Source organism: Pseudomonas kielensis (genome assembly GCF_030505375.1).
GTDB lineage: Bacteria > Pseudomonadota > Gammaproteobacteria > Pseudomonadales > Pseudomonadaceae > Aquipseudomonas > Aquipseudomonas kielensis.
In genome coordinates this window covers 2,886,616-2,903,275 of sequence record NZ_CP130043.1, presented here as the reverse complement: position 1 = coordinate 2,903,275, position 16,660 = coordinate 2,886,616, and the positions used below count along the sequence as shown (strand labels likewise).

Below are 16,660 nucleotides of genomic sequence, written 5' to 3'. Positions count from 1 at the left end.
AGCAATGCCGGCGCCAGGCCCGTTTGAGAGACCTGCTCATTTGCCCCACACCCCCCTATCTGCTAGTGTCGCGCCGGTTCAAATGTCACCTGGATAGCCGCCATGGCCCGTAAAAAAGCTGCACTGGATTTCGAACAATCCCTCGCCGACCTGCAAACGCTGGTTGAGCGTCTGGAGAACGGCGAGCTGTCGCTGGAAGACTCGCTGACGGCCTTCGAGCAAGGCATCGGCCTGACCCGCGATTGCCAGGCCGCACTGGCACAGGCCGAGCAGAAGGTCCAGGTGCTGCTGGAGCGTGATGGCGAGCTGGCCGAGGCACCTTTCGACGCGGAACAGCCAGAATGATCGCGGCGTATTCGGCCAGCAGCCAGGCCCGGGTCAACGCCGCGCTGGAAAGCCTGTTTATCGCGCCGAGCCCGGAGCTCGCGCGCTTGTACGAAGCCATGCGCTACAGCGTGATGAACGGTGGCAAGCGCGTACGCCCGCTGCTGGCCTATGCCGCCTGTCAAGCCCTGGGGGGCGAGGCTGAGCAAGCCAACGGCGCGGCCTGTGCGGTGGAGTTGATCCACGCCTACTCGCTGGTGCATGACGATTTGCCGGCCATGGACGACGACGACCTGCGTCGCGGCCAGCCCACCACCCACAAGAAATTCGATGAAGCCTGCGCGATTCTCGCCGGTGACGGCCTGCAGAGCCTGGCCTTTAGCGCCCTGCTCGATCCACGCCTGAACACTGCCGACGCCGAGATCCGCCTGCAAATGGTCAGCGCCCTGGCGTTGGCGGCAGGCCCGGCCGGCATGGTCGGCGGCCAGGCCATCGACCTCGGTTCGGTCGGCATCAAGCTCGACCAGCAAGCCCTGGAGTACATGCACCGACACAAGACCGGCGCGCTGATCGAAGCCAGCGTCAAGCTTGGCGCCCTGGCCAGTGGTCGGGCCGAAAAGAGCGAGCTCAAGGCGCTGCAGACCTATGCCCAGGCCATCGGCCTGGCGTTCCAGGTGCAGGACGACATTCTCGACGTCGAAAGCGATACCCAGACCCTGGGCAAACGCCAGGGCGCCGATATTGCACGGGACAAACCGACCTACCCGGCCCTGCTCGGCCTTGAAGCGGCCAAGGCCTATGCCCTGGAACTGCGCGATCTGGCCCTGCACGCGCTGCGACCGTTTGACGCGTCGGCCGAGCCGCTGCGCGATCTGGCCCGCTACATCGTCGACCGCCGCAACTGATCCGGCGCACGCTGCCCAGCAAGTTCCGCGCTCCGCGTGGGCAGCGTGCGCTGCATCAGGTAAACTGCCGCATCTTTTATACCTATAACGATTCGCCTGATGCCCACGACGTTTCATGAGATTCCCCGCAAGCGCCCGACCACGCCCCTGCTCGACCGTGCCAACACGCCGGACGGCTTGCGCCGGTTAGGCGAAGCCGAGCTGGAAACCCTGGCCGATGAGTTGCGCCTGGAATTGCTCTACACGGTCGGTCAGACCGGCGGGCATTTCGGCGCGGGCCTTGGCGTGATCGAGCTGACCATCGCGCTGCATTACGTCTTTGACACCCCGGACGACCGGCTGGTGTGGGACGTGGGTCATCAGGCTTATCCGCACAAGATTCTCACGGGCCGTCGTGAGCGCATGGGCACCCTGCGCCAGAAAGACGGGATCGCCGCCTTCCCGCGCCGTTCCGAGAGCGAATACGACACCTTTGGCGTCGGTCACTCCAGCACTTCGATCAGCGCAGCCCTGGGCATGGCCATTGCCGCCCGCCTGCAGAACAGTGATCGCAAGGCCATTGCGGTGATCGGCGACGGCGCCCTGACCGCAGGCATGGCCTTCGAGGCGCTGAATCACGCCCCCGAAGTCGACGCCAACATGCTGGTGATCCTCAACGACAACGACATGTCGATCTCGCGCAATGTCGGCGGGCTGTCCAACTACCTGGCCAAGATCCTTTCCAGCCGCACCTACGCGAGCATGCGCGAGGGCAGCAAAAAGGTCCTGTCGCGCCTGCCCGGCGCCTGGGAAATCGCCCGGCGCACCGAAGAGTACGCCAAGGGCATGCTGGTCCCCGGCACCCTGTTCGAAGAACTGGGCTGGAACTACATTGGCCCGATCGACGGCCACGACCTGCCAACCCTGATCGCCACCCTGCGCAACATGCGTGACCTCAAGGGACCGCAGTTCCTGCACGTGGTGACCAAAAAAGGCAAAGGTTTCGCCCCGGCGGAAGTCGATCCGATCGGCTATCACGCCATCACCAAGCTCGAACCCCTGGATGCCCCGGCCGCCGCGCCGAAGAAGGCCAGCGGGCCGAAGTACTCCGGTGTGTTTGGCGAATGGCTGTGCGACATGGCCGCCGCCGACCCGCGCCTGGTGGGCATTACCCCGGCGATGAAGGAAGGCTCCGACCTGGTGGCGTTCAGCGAGCGTTTCCCGCTGCGTTACTTCGACGTGGCGATCGCCGAGCAACACGCGGTCACCTTTGCCGCCGGCATGGCCTGCGAAGGCGCAAAACCGGTGGTGGCGATCTATTCGACCTTCCTGCAGCGTGGCTACGACCAGTTGGTACATGACGTAGCGGTGCAGAACCTCGATGTGCTCTTTGCCATCGACCGCGCCGGCCTGGTGGGCGAAGACGGCCCGACCCACGCCGGCAGCTTCGACCTGTCGTTCCTGCGCTGCATCCCCGGCATGCTGGTGATGACCCCAAGCGACGAGAACGAACTGCGCAAGATGCTCACCACCGGCCACCTGTACAACGGCCCGGCGGCGGTGCGTTATCCACGTGGCAACGGCCCGAACGCGACCATCGACAAAGACCTGGAGCCGATCGAGATCGGCAAGGGCGTGGTGCGCCGCCAAGGCCACAAAGTCGCCCTGCTGGTGTTCGGCGTGCAACTGGCCGAAGCGCTGAAAGTCGCCGAGACCCTGGATGCAACCGTGGTCGACATGCGTTTCGTCAAGCCGCTGGATGAAGCACTGGTGCGCGACATTGCCAGCCGCCACGAGCTGCTGGTGACCATCGAAGAAAACGCGATCATGGGCGGCGCCGGTGGCGCGGTCAGCGAATTCCTCGCCCGCGAAAACATCCTCAAGTCGATGCTGCACCTGGGCTTGCCGGACAGCTACGTCGAACACGCCAAGCCGGCACAGATGCTGGCCGAGTGCGGGTTGGATGAGGCGGGAATCGAAGCTTCGATTCGCGAGCGCCTGCAACTGCTTAACATCTAAACGCAGAACCCTGTGGGAGCGAGCTTGCTCGCGATGGCGGCCTTTCAGTCGATTGAAACCTTGACTGGCACTCCGCTATCGCGAGCAAGCTCGCTCCCACAGTAGTTTTCAGCGCCTATCAAATCTCTACTTGCCGCCAAGCCTCAACGGATCGTCGATGAACCTCCCCCGCCTCGCCCTGACCCTCTCGCTGCTGCCTACCGTCAGCGCCCTCGCCGACACCTTCGAACGCGAACAAGCCCTGAAGCTGCCCGAAGTCCTGATCAGCGCCAATCGCCAGGTCGAAGCCCGCAATGACAGCAGCGCAGCCAACACGGTGTTCACCCGCGACGATATTGACCGCCTGCAACCCTCCAGCGTCACCGACCTGCTGAGCCGGGTGCCGGGAGTGCAAGTCACCCAGATGGGCGGGCGCGGGAGCTTGCCGGGGATTTACATGCGTGGCACCAAGTCCGCGCAAAGCCTGGTGCTGGTAGACGGCCAGCGCATCGGCAGCTCGTCCTCCGGCGACAGCAACCTGCAGCACATCAACATCGAACAGGTCGAGCGTGTGGAAGTGTTGCGCGGCTCGCGCTCAGTGATTTATGGCAGCGATGCGATTGGCGGGGTGATTCAGATTTTCACCCGGCGCAGCGCCGAGCCGGGCCTGCAGCCACGCCTGCACATGGGGTTGGGCAGCAACCAGACCTGGGAGCGCAGCCTCGGCCTGTCCGGTGGCGACGACAACACCCGCTTCAACCTCGGCGCCAGCCTGGATGAAACTGCCGGGATCGACCGCACCCACCAGTCCTATCCCAGCGATGGCGATCACGACGCCTACCGCAATCAGTCGCTGAGCCTGAGCCTGAGCCATGGCTTGAGTGATGATCTGGAAGTGGGCTTCAACGTGCTGGATAGCCGCGGCAAGAACGAGTTCGATAGCCCGTTCGGGCGCTACGACTCAAGCACCGATCAAAGCTACCAACAAAAGCCCTACAGCGACTTCAACGTCAGTAGCGTCAGCAGCTATTTCGATGCCCGCATCAACCCGACCTGGAAGACTCGCGTAGAACTGGGCCACAGCGAGAACCGCGAACAAACCCGCGACAAGCTCAGCGCCGAAAATTCGGTGTTCAACACCTACCGCGACTCCGTGAACTGGCAGAACGACCTGGCCCTCAACGAGCAGAACAGCCTGATCCTGGGTGGCGACTGGTACGAAGATCGGGTCAACAGCGACTTCGACTACTACGGTGCGCGCGCCGCTTTAGGTGAAGACAGCCGCTGGAACCGCGCCGCGTTCATTCAGCATCACTTCGCCGCCGAGCACTTCTCCACCGAACTGGGCCTGCGTCGCGACGACAACCAACAGTTCGGCAGCCAGAACAGTTGGAGCGGCACCTTCACCCTGCCGCTGAACGCCGACAATGACCTGTTGCTGACCTACAGCGAAGGTTTCCGGGCGCCAACGTTCAACGACCTTTACTACCCGGACTACAACAACCCAGGCCTCAAACCTGAGACTTCAAAGAGCTACGAGCTGCAATGGCGCAGCCAACTGACTGACAGCAGTCGCCTGGAAGCCTCGCTCTACCGCACCGACCTCGAAGACGCGATTATCTACGGCAGCCGCCCGGAAAACGTCGCCTCGGCGCGGATCAACGGCTTCGAAGCCGCCCTCAAGCAAGAGTTGTTCGGCTGGCAGAGCAACCTGGGCATCTCGTTCATCGACCCGCGGGATCGCGAGAGCGGCCACACCCTGGCCCGCCGTGCGCGCCGCACCTTGAACCTGGACCTGGATCGGCAGTTCGACCAGCTCGGGCTGGGGGCGACCTGGCAAGCGGTCAGCAGCAGCTACGACGACGAGAAAAACCTCCAGCCCCTGGGCGGCTATGGCCTGCTGGGCCTGCGCAGCAGTTGGGCGGTGAACCACGAAGTCACCCTGCAGATGAAAATCGACAACCTGCTGGACAAGGGCTACAGCCGCGCGCTGTACCAGTACCAAGGCGAGCAGTACGGTTATCGCGAGGAAGGCCGGGCGCTGATGTTCGGGGTGACGTGGATGCCGCAGCTCTGAACTGAGGTACGCGGTGTTGCTCGCGATAGCCGCACCTCGGTCTTACTGACCCGGCGCGATCAACCGGCACAACGCAGCCGTCGCCTGGATCATCTGCCCACTCGGCCGCTCCAGGCCTTTGTCGATCACCCTCAGCAATTGCCCCTGGCTCACCGCCGTGACCTGCGGCCAGGCCTTCCAGGCATCGAGCTGGGCCTGGCTGCTGGCGAGGATCACCTCGGGGTTGCGCGCCAGCACCGACTCGATGCTGACCTGCGGCGCCGGCAGGCGCAGGTCGGCGAACACATTCCGCGCACCACACACCTCAAGCGCATCGCTGATGATCTGCCCGCCACCCACGGTGTACAGCGGCTGGTCCCAGACCTGATAGAACACCCGCAGCGGCACGTCGCGTCGGTAGCGCTGGCGCAAGGCATCCAATTGCCGACGCAGGTCGGCCGCCAGTGCCTGCCCGCGTTCGGGTCGACCCAGTTGCCGGGCAATGTCTTCGATCTGGGTGGTGAGTTGGTCGAGGCGGTGGGGTTCGGCGACGTAGGTGGGAATGCCCAGCCGACTCAGTTGTTCCCGCTGGGCCGGGCCAACACTGCCGGGCCAGAGCAGCAACAGATCGGGTTTGAGGCTGAGCAGGCGTTCGATGTCCAACTGGCCATAACGCCCCACCGACGGCACGGACTCAAGGGCTGGCGGACGCTCGCCGGCATCGAGCACGCCGACCAGCAGGTCGGCGGAGTCCAGTTCAACAACGATTTCCGACAGGGAGGGGGCCAGGCTGACCACCCGCTCCACGGCAGCCGCCGGACCACTGAGGGCCAGCAGCAGCGCCAGCCAGCGCCCCATCAGCCGAGTTGACGCGGAATACGGTAGAGGTAGAACAGCACGGCAGTGGCCAACCCCAGCAGCACCAGAGGCACCGCCTCCAGGCCGACGAACACCGCCAGCGCACCGATCCAGGCCGGCAGGGAAGCCACCAGCATGGCGCTGCGGCGCTGAGCGGCCAGGGCGATCCAGGCGGCGGGCTCTGCGGGGGTATCGAGGGCTTTTTGGGTAGTGATCAGGCCGTGTTTGTAGCCACCGAAAAACTTCAGGCTGACGAACATCGAGGCCATGCCGGCGATGAAGAACGGCATCGCCAGGATCGGGGCCAGGGCTTCACCGTCGCCAAACAGGCCATTGATCACCAGCAACGGCAACAGGGCCAGCGCGAAGTACTGCCACCAATTGACGGACAGGCGCCGCCGAACCTGGCCGCGGGTCACGCCCGGTCCGCCTCGCCCTGATGCTCGTTGCCCATCATGTGGTCGAGCTTGCTGGCCTTGGTCGCCAGGTAGAGTTTGTTGTGCGGGTTGTGGCCCGTGTGCAGCGGCACGCGCTCGGCGACCACGATGCCCATGTCGGTCAATGCCTTGACCTTGCGCGGGTTGTTGGTCATCAGGCGCAGGGACTTGACGCCCAGGTGCTCGAGCATCGGCAGGCACATGGCGTAGTCACGCTGGTCAGCGGCAAAACCCAGGCGCTCGTTGGCTTCGACGGTGTCAGCACCGCCATCTTGCAACTCATAGGCGCGGATTTTGTTCAGCAGGCCAATGCCCCGGCCTTCCTGGCGCAAGTACAGCAACACGCCACGGCCTTCGCGGGCGATGGCCTGCAAGGCGGCTTCCAGTTGTGAGCCGCAGTCGCAACGCTGGCTGAACAAGGCATCGCCGGTCAGGCATTCGGAGTGCAGCCGGCCGAGTACCGGGGCACCATCGGCCACATCACCCAAGCTCAACACGACGTGCTCGCGGCCGGTGGACTCATCGAGAAAGCCATGCATGGTGAATTGCGCAAAAGGCGTTGGCAGCTTGGAAGCGGCGACAAAAACGACAGGCACCGGTGTGCTCCTGATTTATGTACTGGAGATTCGCAGAGGCGGCATTGTAACAGCAGGCTCGGAACCACGCTTAGGCTGAATTATCGGCCATAACGATCAAATAGTTTGATCACTGGTCGGCGGGCTTCAGGTTGCCCTCGAACGGGTACGGTTGTTTCCAGCGTTCGAAAATCGGTTTCAGCCCGCCGTTGCCGACCAGCAGGGTCATGCGCTGATCATACAGCTTCATCAGCGACCTGGCCTCGGAGGTATCGGCAAACCCCAGGAACAGCGGCAGTTCGGCCAAGTGGGTATAGCGGAACTGCTGCTCGTTCACGGCGCTTTTGAGCACCGCTTCGACCTCGGTCCGGGCGTCGATGTAATAGTCTGCACGGCCCTGCTGGAGCATCAGCAGAATGCCGGTGCGGCGCTCGATCTGGTTATAGCGGCGCACATTGGGCAGGTAGTTTTCGTAACGATAGCCGCGCACCCAGGCTAAGCGGTACTTGCCCAGGGTGGCCTGGGTCGGTGCCGGATTGCTCGCCAGGCCGAGGGCGTAGATGTGGTCGGAATCGAAGTTCCAGTGCGGATACAGCACGCCCTGGGCCTCGTCCCGGTAGGACCCGACCTGGGCATCGACTTCCTTCAGTTGCACCAGACCGATCGAGCGGGTGTACGGCACCGTGCGGATGTCCAGCTTGACCCCGGCCGGCTCGAACACCTCACGCAAGATGTCCCAGGCCAGACCGTGCCCGTCGGCAGCGGTGTAGTCTTCCCACTCCTCGCTCGCCAGATGGATCACCGCAGGTACAGCGGGTACCTCCACCGCACGAGCGAGCGAGCAGACCATAGCCAACAGCAGAATCCAGCAACCGCGCCCCACCATTCCCTAGCCCCTCGAACAGTCCCTCAGGTGAAATACCAGACCAGCCCCTGCATCCCCAACCAGGCAAAGACCCCTGCCAACACGTCATCGAGCATGATCCCGACGCCGCCGTGCACATGCCGGTCGATCCAGCGAATCGGCCACGGCTTGAGGATGTCGAAAAAGCGGAACATCAGGAACCCCGCCAACAACCAGTACCACCCCTCCGGTACCAGCCACAGGGTAATCCACATCCCGACCATTTCGTCCCAGACAATGCCCTCGTGGTCGTGTACGCGCAAGTCGTCGGCCACTTTGCCGCACAGCCAGAAGCCGAACAGCATGGTGATGCCCAACATCAGCCAGTAGCCCCAGTCGGGCAGCATCTGCCACAACGGGATGAAGGGTAGCGCAACTAACGAGCCCCAGGTGCCGGGTGCCTTGGGCAAGGTGCCCGAGCCAAAGCCGAAGGCCAGGAAATGCCAGGGATTGCGCCAGACCGATGGCGGCACGAACTCTGCCGGGACCTGTTTGGGATGATCTGTCACGGTGTCTCCTGGAAATGTTGATAACCCCGGATGTTCGGGGTGATGTCCTGCCCATTGGCGTCCAGCAGCGTGACGCCCTGCCCGGCCACGACCCGGCCGACCACATGGATCGGCCAGCCCTCGGCCAGCAGGGCCGGCAAATGAGCCGGCGGCAAGGTGAATGCCAGTACGTAGTCGTCACCGCCACTGACCGCTGCCACCCGGGCCGCATTCTCACCGAGAAACGCCAGCAGTGCCGCCGATAGCGGCAGTTTCTGGTGCTCGACCAGCAAGCCGACAGCCGATGCCTTGGCAATATGCCCGCAGTCGGCGAGCAGGCCATCGGAGATATCCAGCGCCGCGCTGGCCTTGCCGCGCAACGCCTGACCCAACGCCAGTTGCGGCTGTGGCGACCAGTAATGCGCCAGCAACGGTTCGGCGATGGCCGCCGGCGCGGTACGCTGGCCCAGCACCAGGGGCAAGGCCCCGGCGGCGTTGCCCAGGTCCCCGCCGACACACAGCAGGTCGCCGACCTGTGCACCGCTGCGGGTCAGGGCCTGGCCGGCCGGGACGCGGCCAAACACGGTCATGGTCAGGCTCAACGGACCGCGCGTGGTATCACCGCCCACCAGCCGCACGCCGCAGCCCTGCGCCATCTGGTTCAAACCACGGGCATAGGCATCCAGCCAATCGGCGGTCACCGCCGGCAAGGTCAGGGCAAGGGTAAAGGCAACGGGGGTGGCGCCCATGGCAGCCAGGTCACTGACAGCCACCGCCAGCGAACGCTGACCGAGCAGAAAAGGGTCGCAGGGATCTGCGAAATGCACACCGGTCACCAGGGTGTCGGTGGAGATCGCCAGCTGTTCCCCCGCGGGAACAGCGAGCAAGGCGCAGTCGTCGCCGATCCCCAGCGCAACGCCATCGCCCGCCTGCGCACACGGCGCAGCGGCGAAGTAATTGCGGATCAGCTCAAACTCGCCCATGAGGTCTCAAGCGCGTATCAGCGCTTGAACGCCTTCACTTCAGCTTCACGCAGGCGCGGGGCCAGCTTGTCGAGGACACCGTTGACGAACTTGTGGCCATCGGTGGAACCGAAGACTTTAGCCAGCTCGATGCCTTCGTTGATCACCACGCGGTACGGTACGTCGACGCGTTTGAGCAGTTCCCAGGTGGACAGGCGCAATACCGCCAGTTCAACCGGATCCAGCTCGTCGATGGTCAGGTCCAGGCAAGGCGTGAGGGCGGTGTCGATTTCCGTCTTGAACTGCGGAACCCCGTGCAGGATTTCGCGGAAGTAGGCGCCATCGACATCACTGAAATCGTTATCGACCCGGAACTGCGCTTCGATCTCGTTCAACGACTGCTTGGCCATGTGCCATTGATACAGGGCCTGGGTCGCGAGCTGACGGGCTTCGCGGCGCTTGACGCTCTTCGATGGTTTACCAGCATCCGCAGGCTTTGGATCGCGCGGGTTGAAACGATCGCTTTCGTCGCTAATCACTTGGCCTCCAACTGCGCCAGCAGGCTGACCATTTCCAGAGCGGACAGGGCAGCTTCGGCACCTTTGTTACCGGCCTTGGTGCCGGAACGTTCGATGGCTTGCTCGATGGAATCAACGGTCAGCACGCCGAAAGCGACTGGAACGCCGAACTCCATGGACACCTGGGCCAGGCCCTTGGTGCATTCGCCTGCCACGTATTCGAAGTGCGGAGTACCGCCACGAATGACCGCGCCCAGGGCGATGATTGCCGCGAACTCGCCTTTCTGGGCGACTTTCTGCGCAACCAGCGGGATTTCGAAGGCGCCAGGGGCACGGATGATGGTGATGTCGCTTTCGCTCACGCCATGGCGAACCAGGGCATCAACCGCACCGCTTACCAGGCTTTCGACAACAAAGCTGTTGAAACGGCCAACAACCAGGGCGTAGCGGCCTTTGGGGGCGATGAAGGTACCTTCGATGGTCTTCAGGGTCATTCGACAAATCTCTTAAAGAGCCGGGACGCGTTCAGTACGCGTCCCTCAGTGATATTTGAACCGCGAACAAGGGGTGGAAAAACACCGGCCTTTATTCGGAGGGCACGTATTCTACAACTTCCAGATCGAAACCGGATATCGCATTAAATTTCATTGGCGCCGACATCAGGCGCATTTTGCGCACGCCAAGGTCACGCAGGATCTGCGAACCGGCACCGACGATGCTGTAGGTGGTCGGTTTTTTCACCACCGCCTGGTCCGCGGTTTCGCGGATATGCGCCAGCAGCACGTCGCCATCGAGCGGGTGACCGAGCAACAGCACCACGCCGCTGCCCGCCTCGGCAACCGCAGCCATGGCGGCGCGCAGGCTCCAGCGGCCCGGCTGCTTGACCATCAACAGGTCGCGCAGCGGGTCCATGTTGTGCACCCGCACCAGGGTCGGTTCTTCGGCGCACACGGTGCCCAGGGTCAGGGCCATGTGCACGTCGCCTTCCACCGAATCACGATAGGTCACCAGGTTGAATTGGCCCAGTTCGCTGTCCAGTGGCTGCTCGGCAATCCGCTGAACGGTACGTTCGTGGATCATCCGATAGTGAATCAGGTCGGCGATGGTGCCGATCTTGATGTTGTGTTCAGCGGCAAAGGCTTCCAGTTCGGCACGACGGGACATGGTGCCGTCGTCGTTCATCACCTCGCAGATCACCCCACTCGGCTCGAACCCGGCCATGCGCGCCAGGTCGCAGGCGGCTTCGGTGTGGCCGGCGCGGGCCAGGGTACCGCCGGCCTGGGCCATCAGCGGAAAAATGTGCCCCGGGCTGACGATATCTTCAGCCTTGGCGTCCTTGGCGGCAGCGGCCTGCACGGTACGCGCACGGTCGGCGGCGGAGATGCCGGTGGTCACGCCTTCGGCGGCTTCGATCGACACGGTGAACTTGGTGCCGAAGCCGGAACCGTTGCGCGGTGCCATCAGGGGCAGCTTGAGCAGTTCGCAGCGTTCGCGGCTCATCGGCATGCAGATCAGGCCACGGGCGTGCTTGGCCATGAAGTTGATGTGCTCGGCCTGGCAGCACTCGGCGGCCATGATCAGGTCGCCTTCGTTCTCGCGGTCTTCGTCATCCATAAGGATGACCATCTTGCCTTGGCGGATGTCTTCAACCAGTTCTTCGATGCTATTGAGCGCCACAAGGCACCCCCCTTCTTTCGAAATTTGAGCTTCAGGATTTGAGGTAGCCGTTGGCGGCCAGAAAGCTTTCAGTGATGGTGCTGCCGGCCGTCGACTCCGCGGCCTTGTCGCCCAGCAGCAGGCGCTCCAGGTAACGGGCCAGCAGGTCCACTTCCAGGTTCACCCGGCGACCCGGCTGATACGCAGCCATGATGGTTTCGCTCAAGGTGTGCGGAATGATCGTCAGCAGGAATTCGGCGCCATCGACCGCGTTCACCGTCAGGCTGGTGCCGTCGACCGTGATCGAGCCTTTATGGGCGATGTACTTGGCCAATTCCTTCGGGGCACGGATGCGGAACTCCACGGCCCGAGCGTTTTCGGTGCGAGCGACCACTTCGCCGACGCCGTCGACGTGACCGCTGACCAGGTGACCGCCCAGGCGGGTGGTTGGGGTCAGGGCTTTTTCCAGGTTGACCGGGCTGCCGCTCTTGAGGTCATTCATGGCGGTGCAGTCGAGGGTTTCGCGACTGACGTCCGCTGCAAAGCCGTCGCCTGGCAGCTCGACGGCTGTCAGGCAGACGCCGTTGACCGCGATGCTATCGCCCAGTTTGACGTCGCTCAGGTCGAGCTTGCCGGTGGCGACGTGAACCCGTACATCTCCGCCTTTTGGGGTCAATGCACGAATACTGCCGATGGATTCGATGATGCCGGTAAACATGAAGTCCTCCTCGAGAACAAAACCTTCTAGGCCGCAGCCGGGAATTATACGCTCGCGGCCGGCACGGGAATGGCAGTGACTCGCCAGTCATCGCCAACCGCACGAATGTCAGTGATTTTCAGCGCCGGCGCATCCTTCATCTGTGCCAGTGGCCAATCGAGCAATGGCCGCGCCGTGGAGCCGAGGAACTTGCCGGCGACAAAGATCTGGTACTCGTCCACCAGGCCTTGCTGGGCAAAGGCGCCCGCCAGCCTTGGGCCGGCTTCCACCAGCACCTCGTTGACGCCGCGGGCGGCCAGTTCGAGCAGGAGCTTGCGCAGGTCGACCTGACCCTCTTCACCCGGCACGATCAGGCATTCGGGACCGTTGGCGTACTGTTCCTCCACGGCCACGCAGGTGGCGACCAGCGCCGGGCCGGCCTTGAAGAACGGGGCATCGAGGGGCACTCGCAGGCGGCCATCGATCAGGACCCGTAACGGTGGACGGCTCATGGCCAGGGCGCTTTGTTCGGCGTCCAGCCCCAACTCGTCGGCGCGCACGGTCAGGCGCGCGTCGTCCGCCAGCACCGTGTCGGCCCCCGTCAACACCACGCTGGCCTGCGCCCGCAGGCGCTGGACCGCGGAGCGCGCCGCCGGCCCGGTGATCCACTGGCTTTCGCCGCTGGCCATGGCGGTGCGCCCATCCAGGCTCATGGCCAACTTGACCCGCACGAACGGCAAGCCGTGTTCCATGCGTTTGAGGAACCCCTGATTGAGCTGGCGCGCCTCGCCTTCGAGCACGCCGCAGGTGGTGGCGATGCCGGCCTGCTCCAGGCGTTGCAGGCCACGTCCGGCCACTTCCGGGTTGGGGTCCTGCATGGCGGCAACGACTCGCGCCACACCCGCCGTGACCAACCCATCGGCGCACGGTGGCGTGCGGCCGTGATGGCTGCAGGGTTCGAGCGTGACGTAGGCGGTCGCGCCCCGCGCCTGCTCACCAGCGGCGCGCAAGGCGTGGACTTCGGCATGGGGTTCGCCGGTGCGCACATGCCAGCCTTCGCCGACGACCTGCCCGTCACGCACGATCACGCAACCGACGCGCGGATTGGGGTGGGTGCTGTAGTGACCCTTGCGGGCCAGTTCCAGCGCGCGCGCCATGTAGTGGGCGTCGAGGATCGCTTGCTCAGTGGACATCGTCATGGTTTGACCGGTTCTCGGGCCAGGCGATCGATCTCTTCACGGAACTCGTTGAGGTCCTGGAAGCGGCGATACACCGAAGCGAAACGAATGTAGGCGACTTCATCGAGCTTCTGCAGCTCGGCCATCACCAGCTCACCGACCACCAGCGATTTGACTTCGCGCTCGCCGGTCGCCCGCAGTTTGTGCTTGATGTGCGCCAGGGAGGATTCCAGGCGCTCGACGCTCACCGGCCGTTTTTCCAGGGCGCGCTGCATGCCGGCGCGCAGTTTTTCTTCGTCGAACGGCTGGCGACTGCCGTCGGTTTTGATCAGGCGCGGCAACACCAGTTCGGCGGTCTCGAACGTCGTGAAGCGTTCGCCGCAGGCCAGGCATTCACGCCGGCGGCGCACCTGTTCGCCCTCGGCGACCAGACGCGAGTCGATGACCTTGGTGTCGTTGGCACCGCAGAAGGGACAGTGCATGGTGGCAGGCAACAAAAAAAGGGAGGGCCATGGTAGCGCATCCCGGTGGCAAGACAAGCCATAGGGTTTACGGTATACAGACGGGCTATAGTGCTAGATCCATGGATTTCACCTCGCTGGAGCCGCAAATGCCGCTACGACCGCTTGTTTTACTCAGTTTCGTCAGCCTGCTGGTGGCCTGTAGCAGTGATGCGCCCAAACCGGCAGAACCGGCATCCGGCCCCGCGCCGCAGATGGCCCAGAAGAAGGCCCAGGCGTCCGCCGACCAGGGCCCGCTGCCGGCTTACCAGCGCGAATTGAGTGGTTCACTGCAGGGTGTGCCAGAGGGTGCCGAAGTCGAACTGGCGCTGCTGGTGGTCGACGAGCGTTCGCGGCCGCAACTGCTGCTGGCCAGTGCCAACCTGATCGGCAACAACCAGGCCCTGCCGTTTCACCTGCGTTTCAACCCCGAGACCTTTCCCGCCGGCGCGCGGGTCGAGCTGCGCGGGCGCGCCAGCCAGTCCGGGCAACTGATCCTGCACCTGCCTTCGCAACGAATTTTCCAGCCAACCTCCCAGGCACTGGGGCAATTGCAGTTCGTCAAAGCACCATGAATGCACCGCTCGACCTGCAACACGCCCTGAGCGAACTGCTTGGCGATGCGCAACTGGTGCCCTGCCCGCTGCCGGGTACCGAGCTGCAACTGTGGCTGATCGACGGCGACAACATGGACCGCGCCTTCAGCCCGGAAGAAACCCGACGCATCCTGCATGAACCGCCGTACTGGAGTTTCTGCTGGGCCAGCGGCCTGGCGGTGGCGCGCTACCTGGCCGAACACCCACAGTGGGTGGCCGGCAAGCGGGTGCTGGATTTCGGTGCCGGTTCCGGGGTGGCGGGGATTGCGGCGGTCAAGGCCGGCGCGCTCGAAGTGGTGGCCTGCGACCTCGATCCCCTGGCGCTCGCCGCCTGCCGGGCCAATGCCCGGCTCAATGCTGTCGAGCTCAGCTATTCGACGGACTTTTTCGCCGAGGCCGACCGTTTCGACCTGATCCTGGTGGCTGACGTCCTGTACGACCGCGCCAACCTGCCGCTACTCGACGCCTTCCTCAGCCGAGGCCGCGAAGCCCTGGTCGCCGACTCACGGGTGCGCGACTTCTCGCACCCGCTCTACCGGCGCCTGGAGATGCTCGAGGCCATGACCCTGCCCGACCTGGCCGAGCCTGAAGAGTTTCGCCATGTGAGCCTGTACCATGCCTCCCGCAACGCGTAGCAGCGGCCGAGCGTCCTGCGCTTTCGGCCAACCCCCACCAAGCCTTATAGTTGCCCCATCCACGTTTTTTCGAGATACCCCATGAGTCAAGACACGCCGTACATCTTCGACGCCACCACCGCTGATTTCGAGCAGTCGGTGATCGAGAACTCGTTCCACAAACCCGTGCTGGTGGATTTCTGGGCTGAATGGTGTGCACCGTGCAAGGCGCTGATGCCGATGCTGCAAACCATCGCCGAGAGCTACCAGGGCGAGTTGCTGCTGGCCAAGGTCAATTGTGATGTCGAGCCAGACGTGGTGGCGCGCTTCGGCATTCGCAGCCTGCCGACCGTGGTGCTGTTCAAGGACGGTCAGCCGGTGGACGGTTTTGCCGGCGCGCAACCCGAATCCGCGGTGCGCGCACTGCTCGAACCCCATGTACAGATGCCACCGCCGCCTGCGGCCGATCCGTTCGAACAGGCCCAGGGGTTGTTCGACGAGGGCCGATTTGCCGAGGCCGAGGCCGCGCTCAAGGTGCTGCTGGGGGAAGACAATACCCACGCCGGCGCACTGATCCTGTACGCCCGCTGCCTGACCGAACGCGGCGAGCTGGGCGAAGCCCAGGCCGTGCTGGATGCGGTCAAGAGCGATGAACACAAGGCTGCACTGGCGGGCGCCAAGGCGCAGATCCAGTTCCTCGGCCAGGCGGCGAACCTGCCGGATGTGGCCGACTTGAAAGCGCGCCTGGCGCAGAATCCACAGGACGACGAAGCCGTCTATCAACTGGCTATCCAGCAACTGGCCCGCCAGCAATACGACCCGGCACTGGACTCGCTGCTCAAGCTGTTCATCCGCAACCGCGGCTATAGCGAAGGCTTGCCACACAAGACCTTGCTGCAGGTGTTCGAGCTGCTGGGCAATGATCACCCCTTGGTCACCAGCTACCGCCGCAAGTTGTTTGCGGCGCTGTACTGATCGCGACCGGAGCGTCTACAAAGGCTCTACCCAGCTATAGAGCGGTGTATCGCCACCGCTCAGCACCTTGACCTCGGCGCAGTGGCGCAAGCGCACCAACAAGCGCTTGCCGGCCGCCGCGCTGCCAGTCAGCCCTTCCAGTTGTTCGAGCAGATCCGGCCCACTCAGTTGCCCGGACTTGCGCAGTAACGCCTTGGCCAACTGCCACTGGGCGTCGTCCGGATTGGCCGGTTTCGCCGCAGCGCTGGCGGCGGGCTCAACGCCGTCGACCTTGCTCACCTGCAACTGCGCGCCAAGTTTCGCCCAGTCGCCATCATCGAGCTCCAGGGTCAAATCCACCGGCCAGTCGCCGATGCTTCCACGTATGCGCAACATTGGGGTTTCCTCAGATTTATGGCGAACATGCTCCCACGCGTCTTGCGCAACGCCAAGCATGCCGT

20 protein-coding genes are annotated in these 16,660 nt (G+C 63.9%); 7 read left to right on the top strand and 13 right to left on the bottom strand.

Annotation, left to right across the window (positions count from 1 at the left end; all coding sequences use genetic code 11):
- Nucleotides 1–102: 102 nt before the first annotated feature.
- The 4 genes from Q1W70_RS13495 (at nt 103) to Q1W70_RS13480 (ending at nt 5,283) form a co-directional block, all read left to right on the top strand.
- Nucleotides 103–345, top strand: a complete 243-nt coding sequence (locus Q1W70_RS13495; RefSeq protein ID WP_095080522.1) for an exodeoxyribonuclease VII small subunit — start codon at nt 103–105, stop codon at nt 343–345.
- Nucleotides 342–1,229, top strand: a complete 888-nt coding sequence (gene ispA / locus Q1W70_RS13490; protein ID WP_166590467.1) for a (2E,6E)-farnesyl diphosphate synthase — start codon at nt 342–344, stop codon at nt 1,227–1,229. The genes Q1W70_RS13495 and ispA overlap by 4 nt, the downstream gene beginning before the upstream one ends.
- Nucleotides 1,230–1,328: 99 nt before the next feature.
- A complete protein-coding gene (gene dxs, locus Q1W70_RS13485) occupies nt 1,329–3,227 on the top strand; it encodes a 1-deoxy-D-xylulose-5-phosphate synthase (RefSeq protein ID WP_166590468.1) in 1,899 nt (632 codons plus the stop codon).
- Nucleotides 3,228–3,384: 157 nt separating this feature from the next.
- The gene (locus Q1W70_RS13480) at nt 3,385–5,283 is read left to right on the top strand and encodes a TonB-dependent receptor domain-containing protein (RefSeq protein WP_302098873.1); all 1,899 of its coding nucleotides are present in this window, start codon (nt 3,385–3,387) and stop codon (nt 5,281–5,283) included.
- Between the two features lie 42 nt (nt 5,284–5,325).
- Here the strand turns inward: Q1W70_RS13480 and Q1W70_RS13475 are convergent, their stop codons facing one another.
- The 12 genes from Q1W70_RS13475 to nrdR form a co-directional block, all read right to left on the bottom strand.
- On the bottom strand, nt 5,326–6,120 hold the full coding sequence (locus tag Q1W70_RS13475) for a cobalamin-binding protein (RefSeq protein ID WP_409258819.1): 795 nt from the start codon (nt 6,118–6,120) through the stop codon (nt 5,326–5,328).
- Nucleotides 6,120–6,539, bottom strand: a complete 420-nt coding sequence (locus Q1W70_RS13470; protein ID WP_182342531.1) for an MFS transporter — start codon at nt 6,537–6,539, stop codon at nt 6,120–6,122. Before Q1W70_RS13470 ends, Q1W70_RS13475 begins: the two co-directional genes overlap by 1 nt.
- Nucleotides 6,536–7,153, bottom strand: a complete 618-nt coding sequence (ribA, locus tag Q1W70_RS13465) for a GTP cyclohydrolase II (protein ID WP_027617724.1) — start codon at nt 7,151–7,153, stop codon at nt 6,536–6,538. Before ribA ends, Q1W70_RS13470 begins: the two co-directional genes overlap by 4 nt.
- A gap of 109 nt (nt 7,154–7,262) precedes the next feature.
- A complete protein-coding gene (locus Q1W70_RS13460) occupies nt 7,263–7,982 on the bottom strand; it encodes a substrate-binding periplasmic protein (protein WP_232534645.1) in 720 nt (239 codons plus the stop codon).
- Nucleotides 7,983–8,041: 59 nt separating this feature from the next.
- Nucleotides 8,042–8,545 (bottom strand): phosphatidylglycerophosphatase A family protein, encoded by a 504-nt coding sequence (locus Q1W70_RS13455; RefSeq protein ID WP_027617722.1) that lies wholly within the window; start codon nt 8,543–8,545, stop codon nt 8,042–8,044.
- Nucleotides 8,542–9,507, bottom strand: coding sequence for a thiamine-phosphate kinase (thiL, locus tag Q1W70_RS13450; protein ID WP_166590473.1), 966 nt, complete (start codon nt 9,505–9,507; stop codon nt 8,542–8,544). Before thiL ends, Q1W70_RS13455 begins: the two co-directional genes overlap by 4 nt.
- A 17-nt stretch (nt 9,508–9,524) precedes the next feature.
- Complete coding sequence (nusB, locus tag Q1W70_RS13445) at nt 9,525–10,025, bottom strand: transcription antitermination factor NusB (RefSeq protein WP_056728930.1); 501 nt, start codon at nt 10,023–10,025, stop codon at nt 9,525–9,527.
- The gene (gene ribH / locus Q1W70_RS13440) at nt 10,022–10,498 is read right to left on the bottom strand and encodes a 6,7-dimethyl-8-ribityllumazine synthase (RefSeq protein ID WP_003228649.1); all 477 of its coding nucleotides are present in this window, start codon (nt 10,496–10,498) and stop codon (nt 10,022–10,024) included. Before ribH ends, nusB begins: the two co-directional genes overlap by 4 nt.
- A gap of 91 nt (nt 10,499–10,589) precedes the next feature.
- Nucleotides 10,590–11,681 (bottom strand): bifunctional 3,4-dihydroxy-2-butanone-4-phosphate synthase/GTP cyclohydrolase II, encoded by a 1,092-nt coding sequence (gene ribBA, locus Q1W70_RS13435; RefSeq protein ID WP_166590474.1) that lies wholly within the window; start codon nt 11,679–11,681, stop codon nt 10,590–10,592.
- A 31-nt stretch (nt 11,682–11,712) separates the two neighbouring features.
- Nucleotides 11,713–12,378, bottom strand: coding sequence for a riboflavin synthase (locus tag Q1W70_RS13430; RefSeq protein WP_166590475.1), 666 nt, complete (start codon nt 12,376–12,378; stop codon nt 11,713–11,715).
- A 44-nt stretch (nt 12,379–12,422) separates the two neighbouring features.
- Complete coding sequence (ribD, locus tag Q1W70_RS13425; protein WP_166590476.1) at nt 12,423–13,556, bottom strand: bifunctional diaminohydroxyphosphoribosylaminopyrimidine deaminase/5-amino-6-(5-phosphoribosylamino)uracil reductase RibD; 1,134 nt, start codon at nt 13,554–13,556, stop codon at nt 12,423–12,425.
- The gene (nrdR, locus tag Q1W70_RS13420; RefSeq protein WP_166590477.1) at nt 13,553–14,017 is read right to left on the bottom strand and encodes a transcriptional regulator NrdR; all 465 of its coding nucleotides are present in this window, start codon (nt 14,015–14,017) and stop codon (nt 13,553–13,555) included. Before nrdR ends, ribD begins: the two co-directional genes overlap by 4 nt.
- A 128-nt stretch (nt 14,018–14,145) precedes the next feature.
- Here nrdR and Q1W70_RS13415 point away from each other — a divergent pair, with 128 nt between their 5' ends.
- The 3 genes from Q1W70_RS13415 to trxA all read left to right on the top strand — a co-directional run bounded on the left by Q1W70_RS13415 (nt 14,146) and on the right by trxA (nt 16,220).
- Nucleotides 14,146–14,610, top strand: coding sequence for a hypothetical protein (locus Q1W70_RS13415; RefSeq protein WP_166590488.1), 465 nt, complete (start codon nt 14,146–14,148; stop codon nt 14,608–14,610).
- Nucleotides 14,607–15,266: a class I SAM-dependent methyltransferase gene (locus tag Q1W70_RS13410; protein ID WP_166590478.1), complete on the top strand. Its 660-nt coding sequence runs from the start codon at nt 14,607–14,609 to the stop codon at nt 15,264–15,266. Before Q1W70_RS13415 ends, Q1W70_RS13410 begins: the two co-directional genes overlap by 4 nt.
- Before the next feature lie 81 nt (nt 15,267–15,347).
- A complete protein-coding gene (gene trxA / locus Q1W70_RS13405; protein WP_185818552.1) occupies nt 15,348–16,220 on the top strand; it encodes a thioredoxin in 873 nt (290 codons plus the stop codon).
- A gap of 15 nt (nt 16,221–16,235) precedes the next feature.
- Here the strand turns inward: trxA and Q1W70_RS13400 are convergent, their stop codons facing one another.
- Nucleotides 16,236–16,595, bottom strand: a complete 360-nt coding sequence (locus Q1W70_RS13400) for a hypothetical protein (RefSeq protein WP_166590480.1) — start codon at nt 16,593–16,595, stop codon at nt 16,236–16,238.
- Nucleotides 16,596–16,660 lie beyond the last annotated feature (65 nt).

Excerpts from the sequence above, each read along its gene's own strand:
- ribD (WP_166590476.1), bottom strand. The coding sequence starts at position 13,556 with ATGACGATGTCCACTGAGCAAGCGATCCTCGACGCCCACTACATGGCG.
- Q1W70_RS13475 (WP_409258819.1), bottom strand. The coding sequence starts at position 6,120 with ATGGGGCGCTGGCTGGCGCTGCTGCTGGCCCTCAGTGGTCCGGCGGCT.
- Q1W70_RS13430 (WP_166590475.1), bottom strand. The coding sequence starts at position 12,378 with ATGTTTACCGGCATCATCGAATCCATCGGCAGTATTCGTGCATTGACC.
- nrdR (WP_166590477.1), bottom strand. The coding sequence starts at position 14,017 with ATGCACTGTCCCTTCTGCGGTGCCAACGACACCAAGGTCATCGACTCG.
- Q1W70_RS13495 (WP_095080522.1), top strand. The coding sequence starts at position 103 with ATGGCCCGTAAAAAAGCTGCACTGGATTTCGAACAATCCCTCGCCGAC.
- Q1W70_RS13460 (WP_232534645.1), bottom strand. The coding sequence starts at position 7,982 with ATGGTCTGCTCGCTCGCTCGTGCGGTGGAGGTACCCGCTGTACCTGCG.
- Q1W70_RS13415 (WP_166590488.1), top strand. The coding sequence starts at position 14,146 with ATGCCGCTACGACCGCTTGTTTTACTCAGTTTCGTCAGCCTGCTGGTG.
- Q1W70_RS13480 (WP_302098873.1), top strand. The coding sequence starts at position 3,385 with ATGAACCTCCCCCGCCTCGCCCTGACCCTCTCGCTGCTGCCTACCGTC.
- Q1W70_RS13400 (WP_166590480.1), bottom strand. The coding sequence starts at position 16,595 with ATGTTGCGCATACGTGGAAGCATCGGCGACTGGCCGGTGGATTTGACC.
- thiL (WP_166590473.1), bottom strand. The coding sequence starts at position 9,507 with ATGGGCGAGTTTGAGCTGATCCGCAATTACTTCGCCGCTGCGCCGTGT.
- ispA (WP_166590467.1), top strand. The coding sequence starts at position 342 with ATGATCGCGGCGTATTCGGCCAGCAGCCAGGCCCGGGTCAACGCCGCG.
- dxs (WP_166590468.1), top strand. The coding sequence starts at position 1,329 with ATGCCCACGACGTTTCATGAGATTCCCCGCAAGCGCCCGACCACGCCC.
- Q1W70_RS13410 (WP_166590478.1), top strand. The coding sequence starts at position 14,607 with ATGAATGCACCGCTCGACCTGCAACACGCCCTGAGCGAACTGCTTGGC.
- ribH (WP_003228649.1), bottom strand. The coding sequence starts at position 10,498 with ATGACCCTGAAGACCATCGAAGGTACCTTCATCGCCCCCAAAGGCCGC.
- trxA (WP_185818552.1), top strand. The coding sequence starts at position 15,348 with ATGAGTCAAGACACGCCGTACATCTTCGACGCCACCACCGCTGATTTC.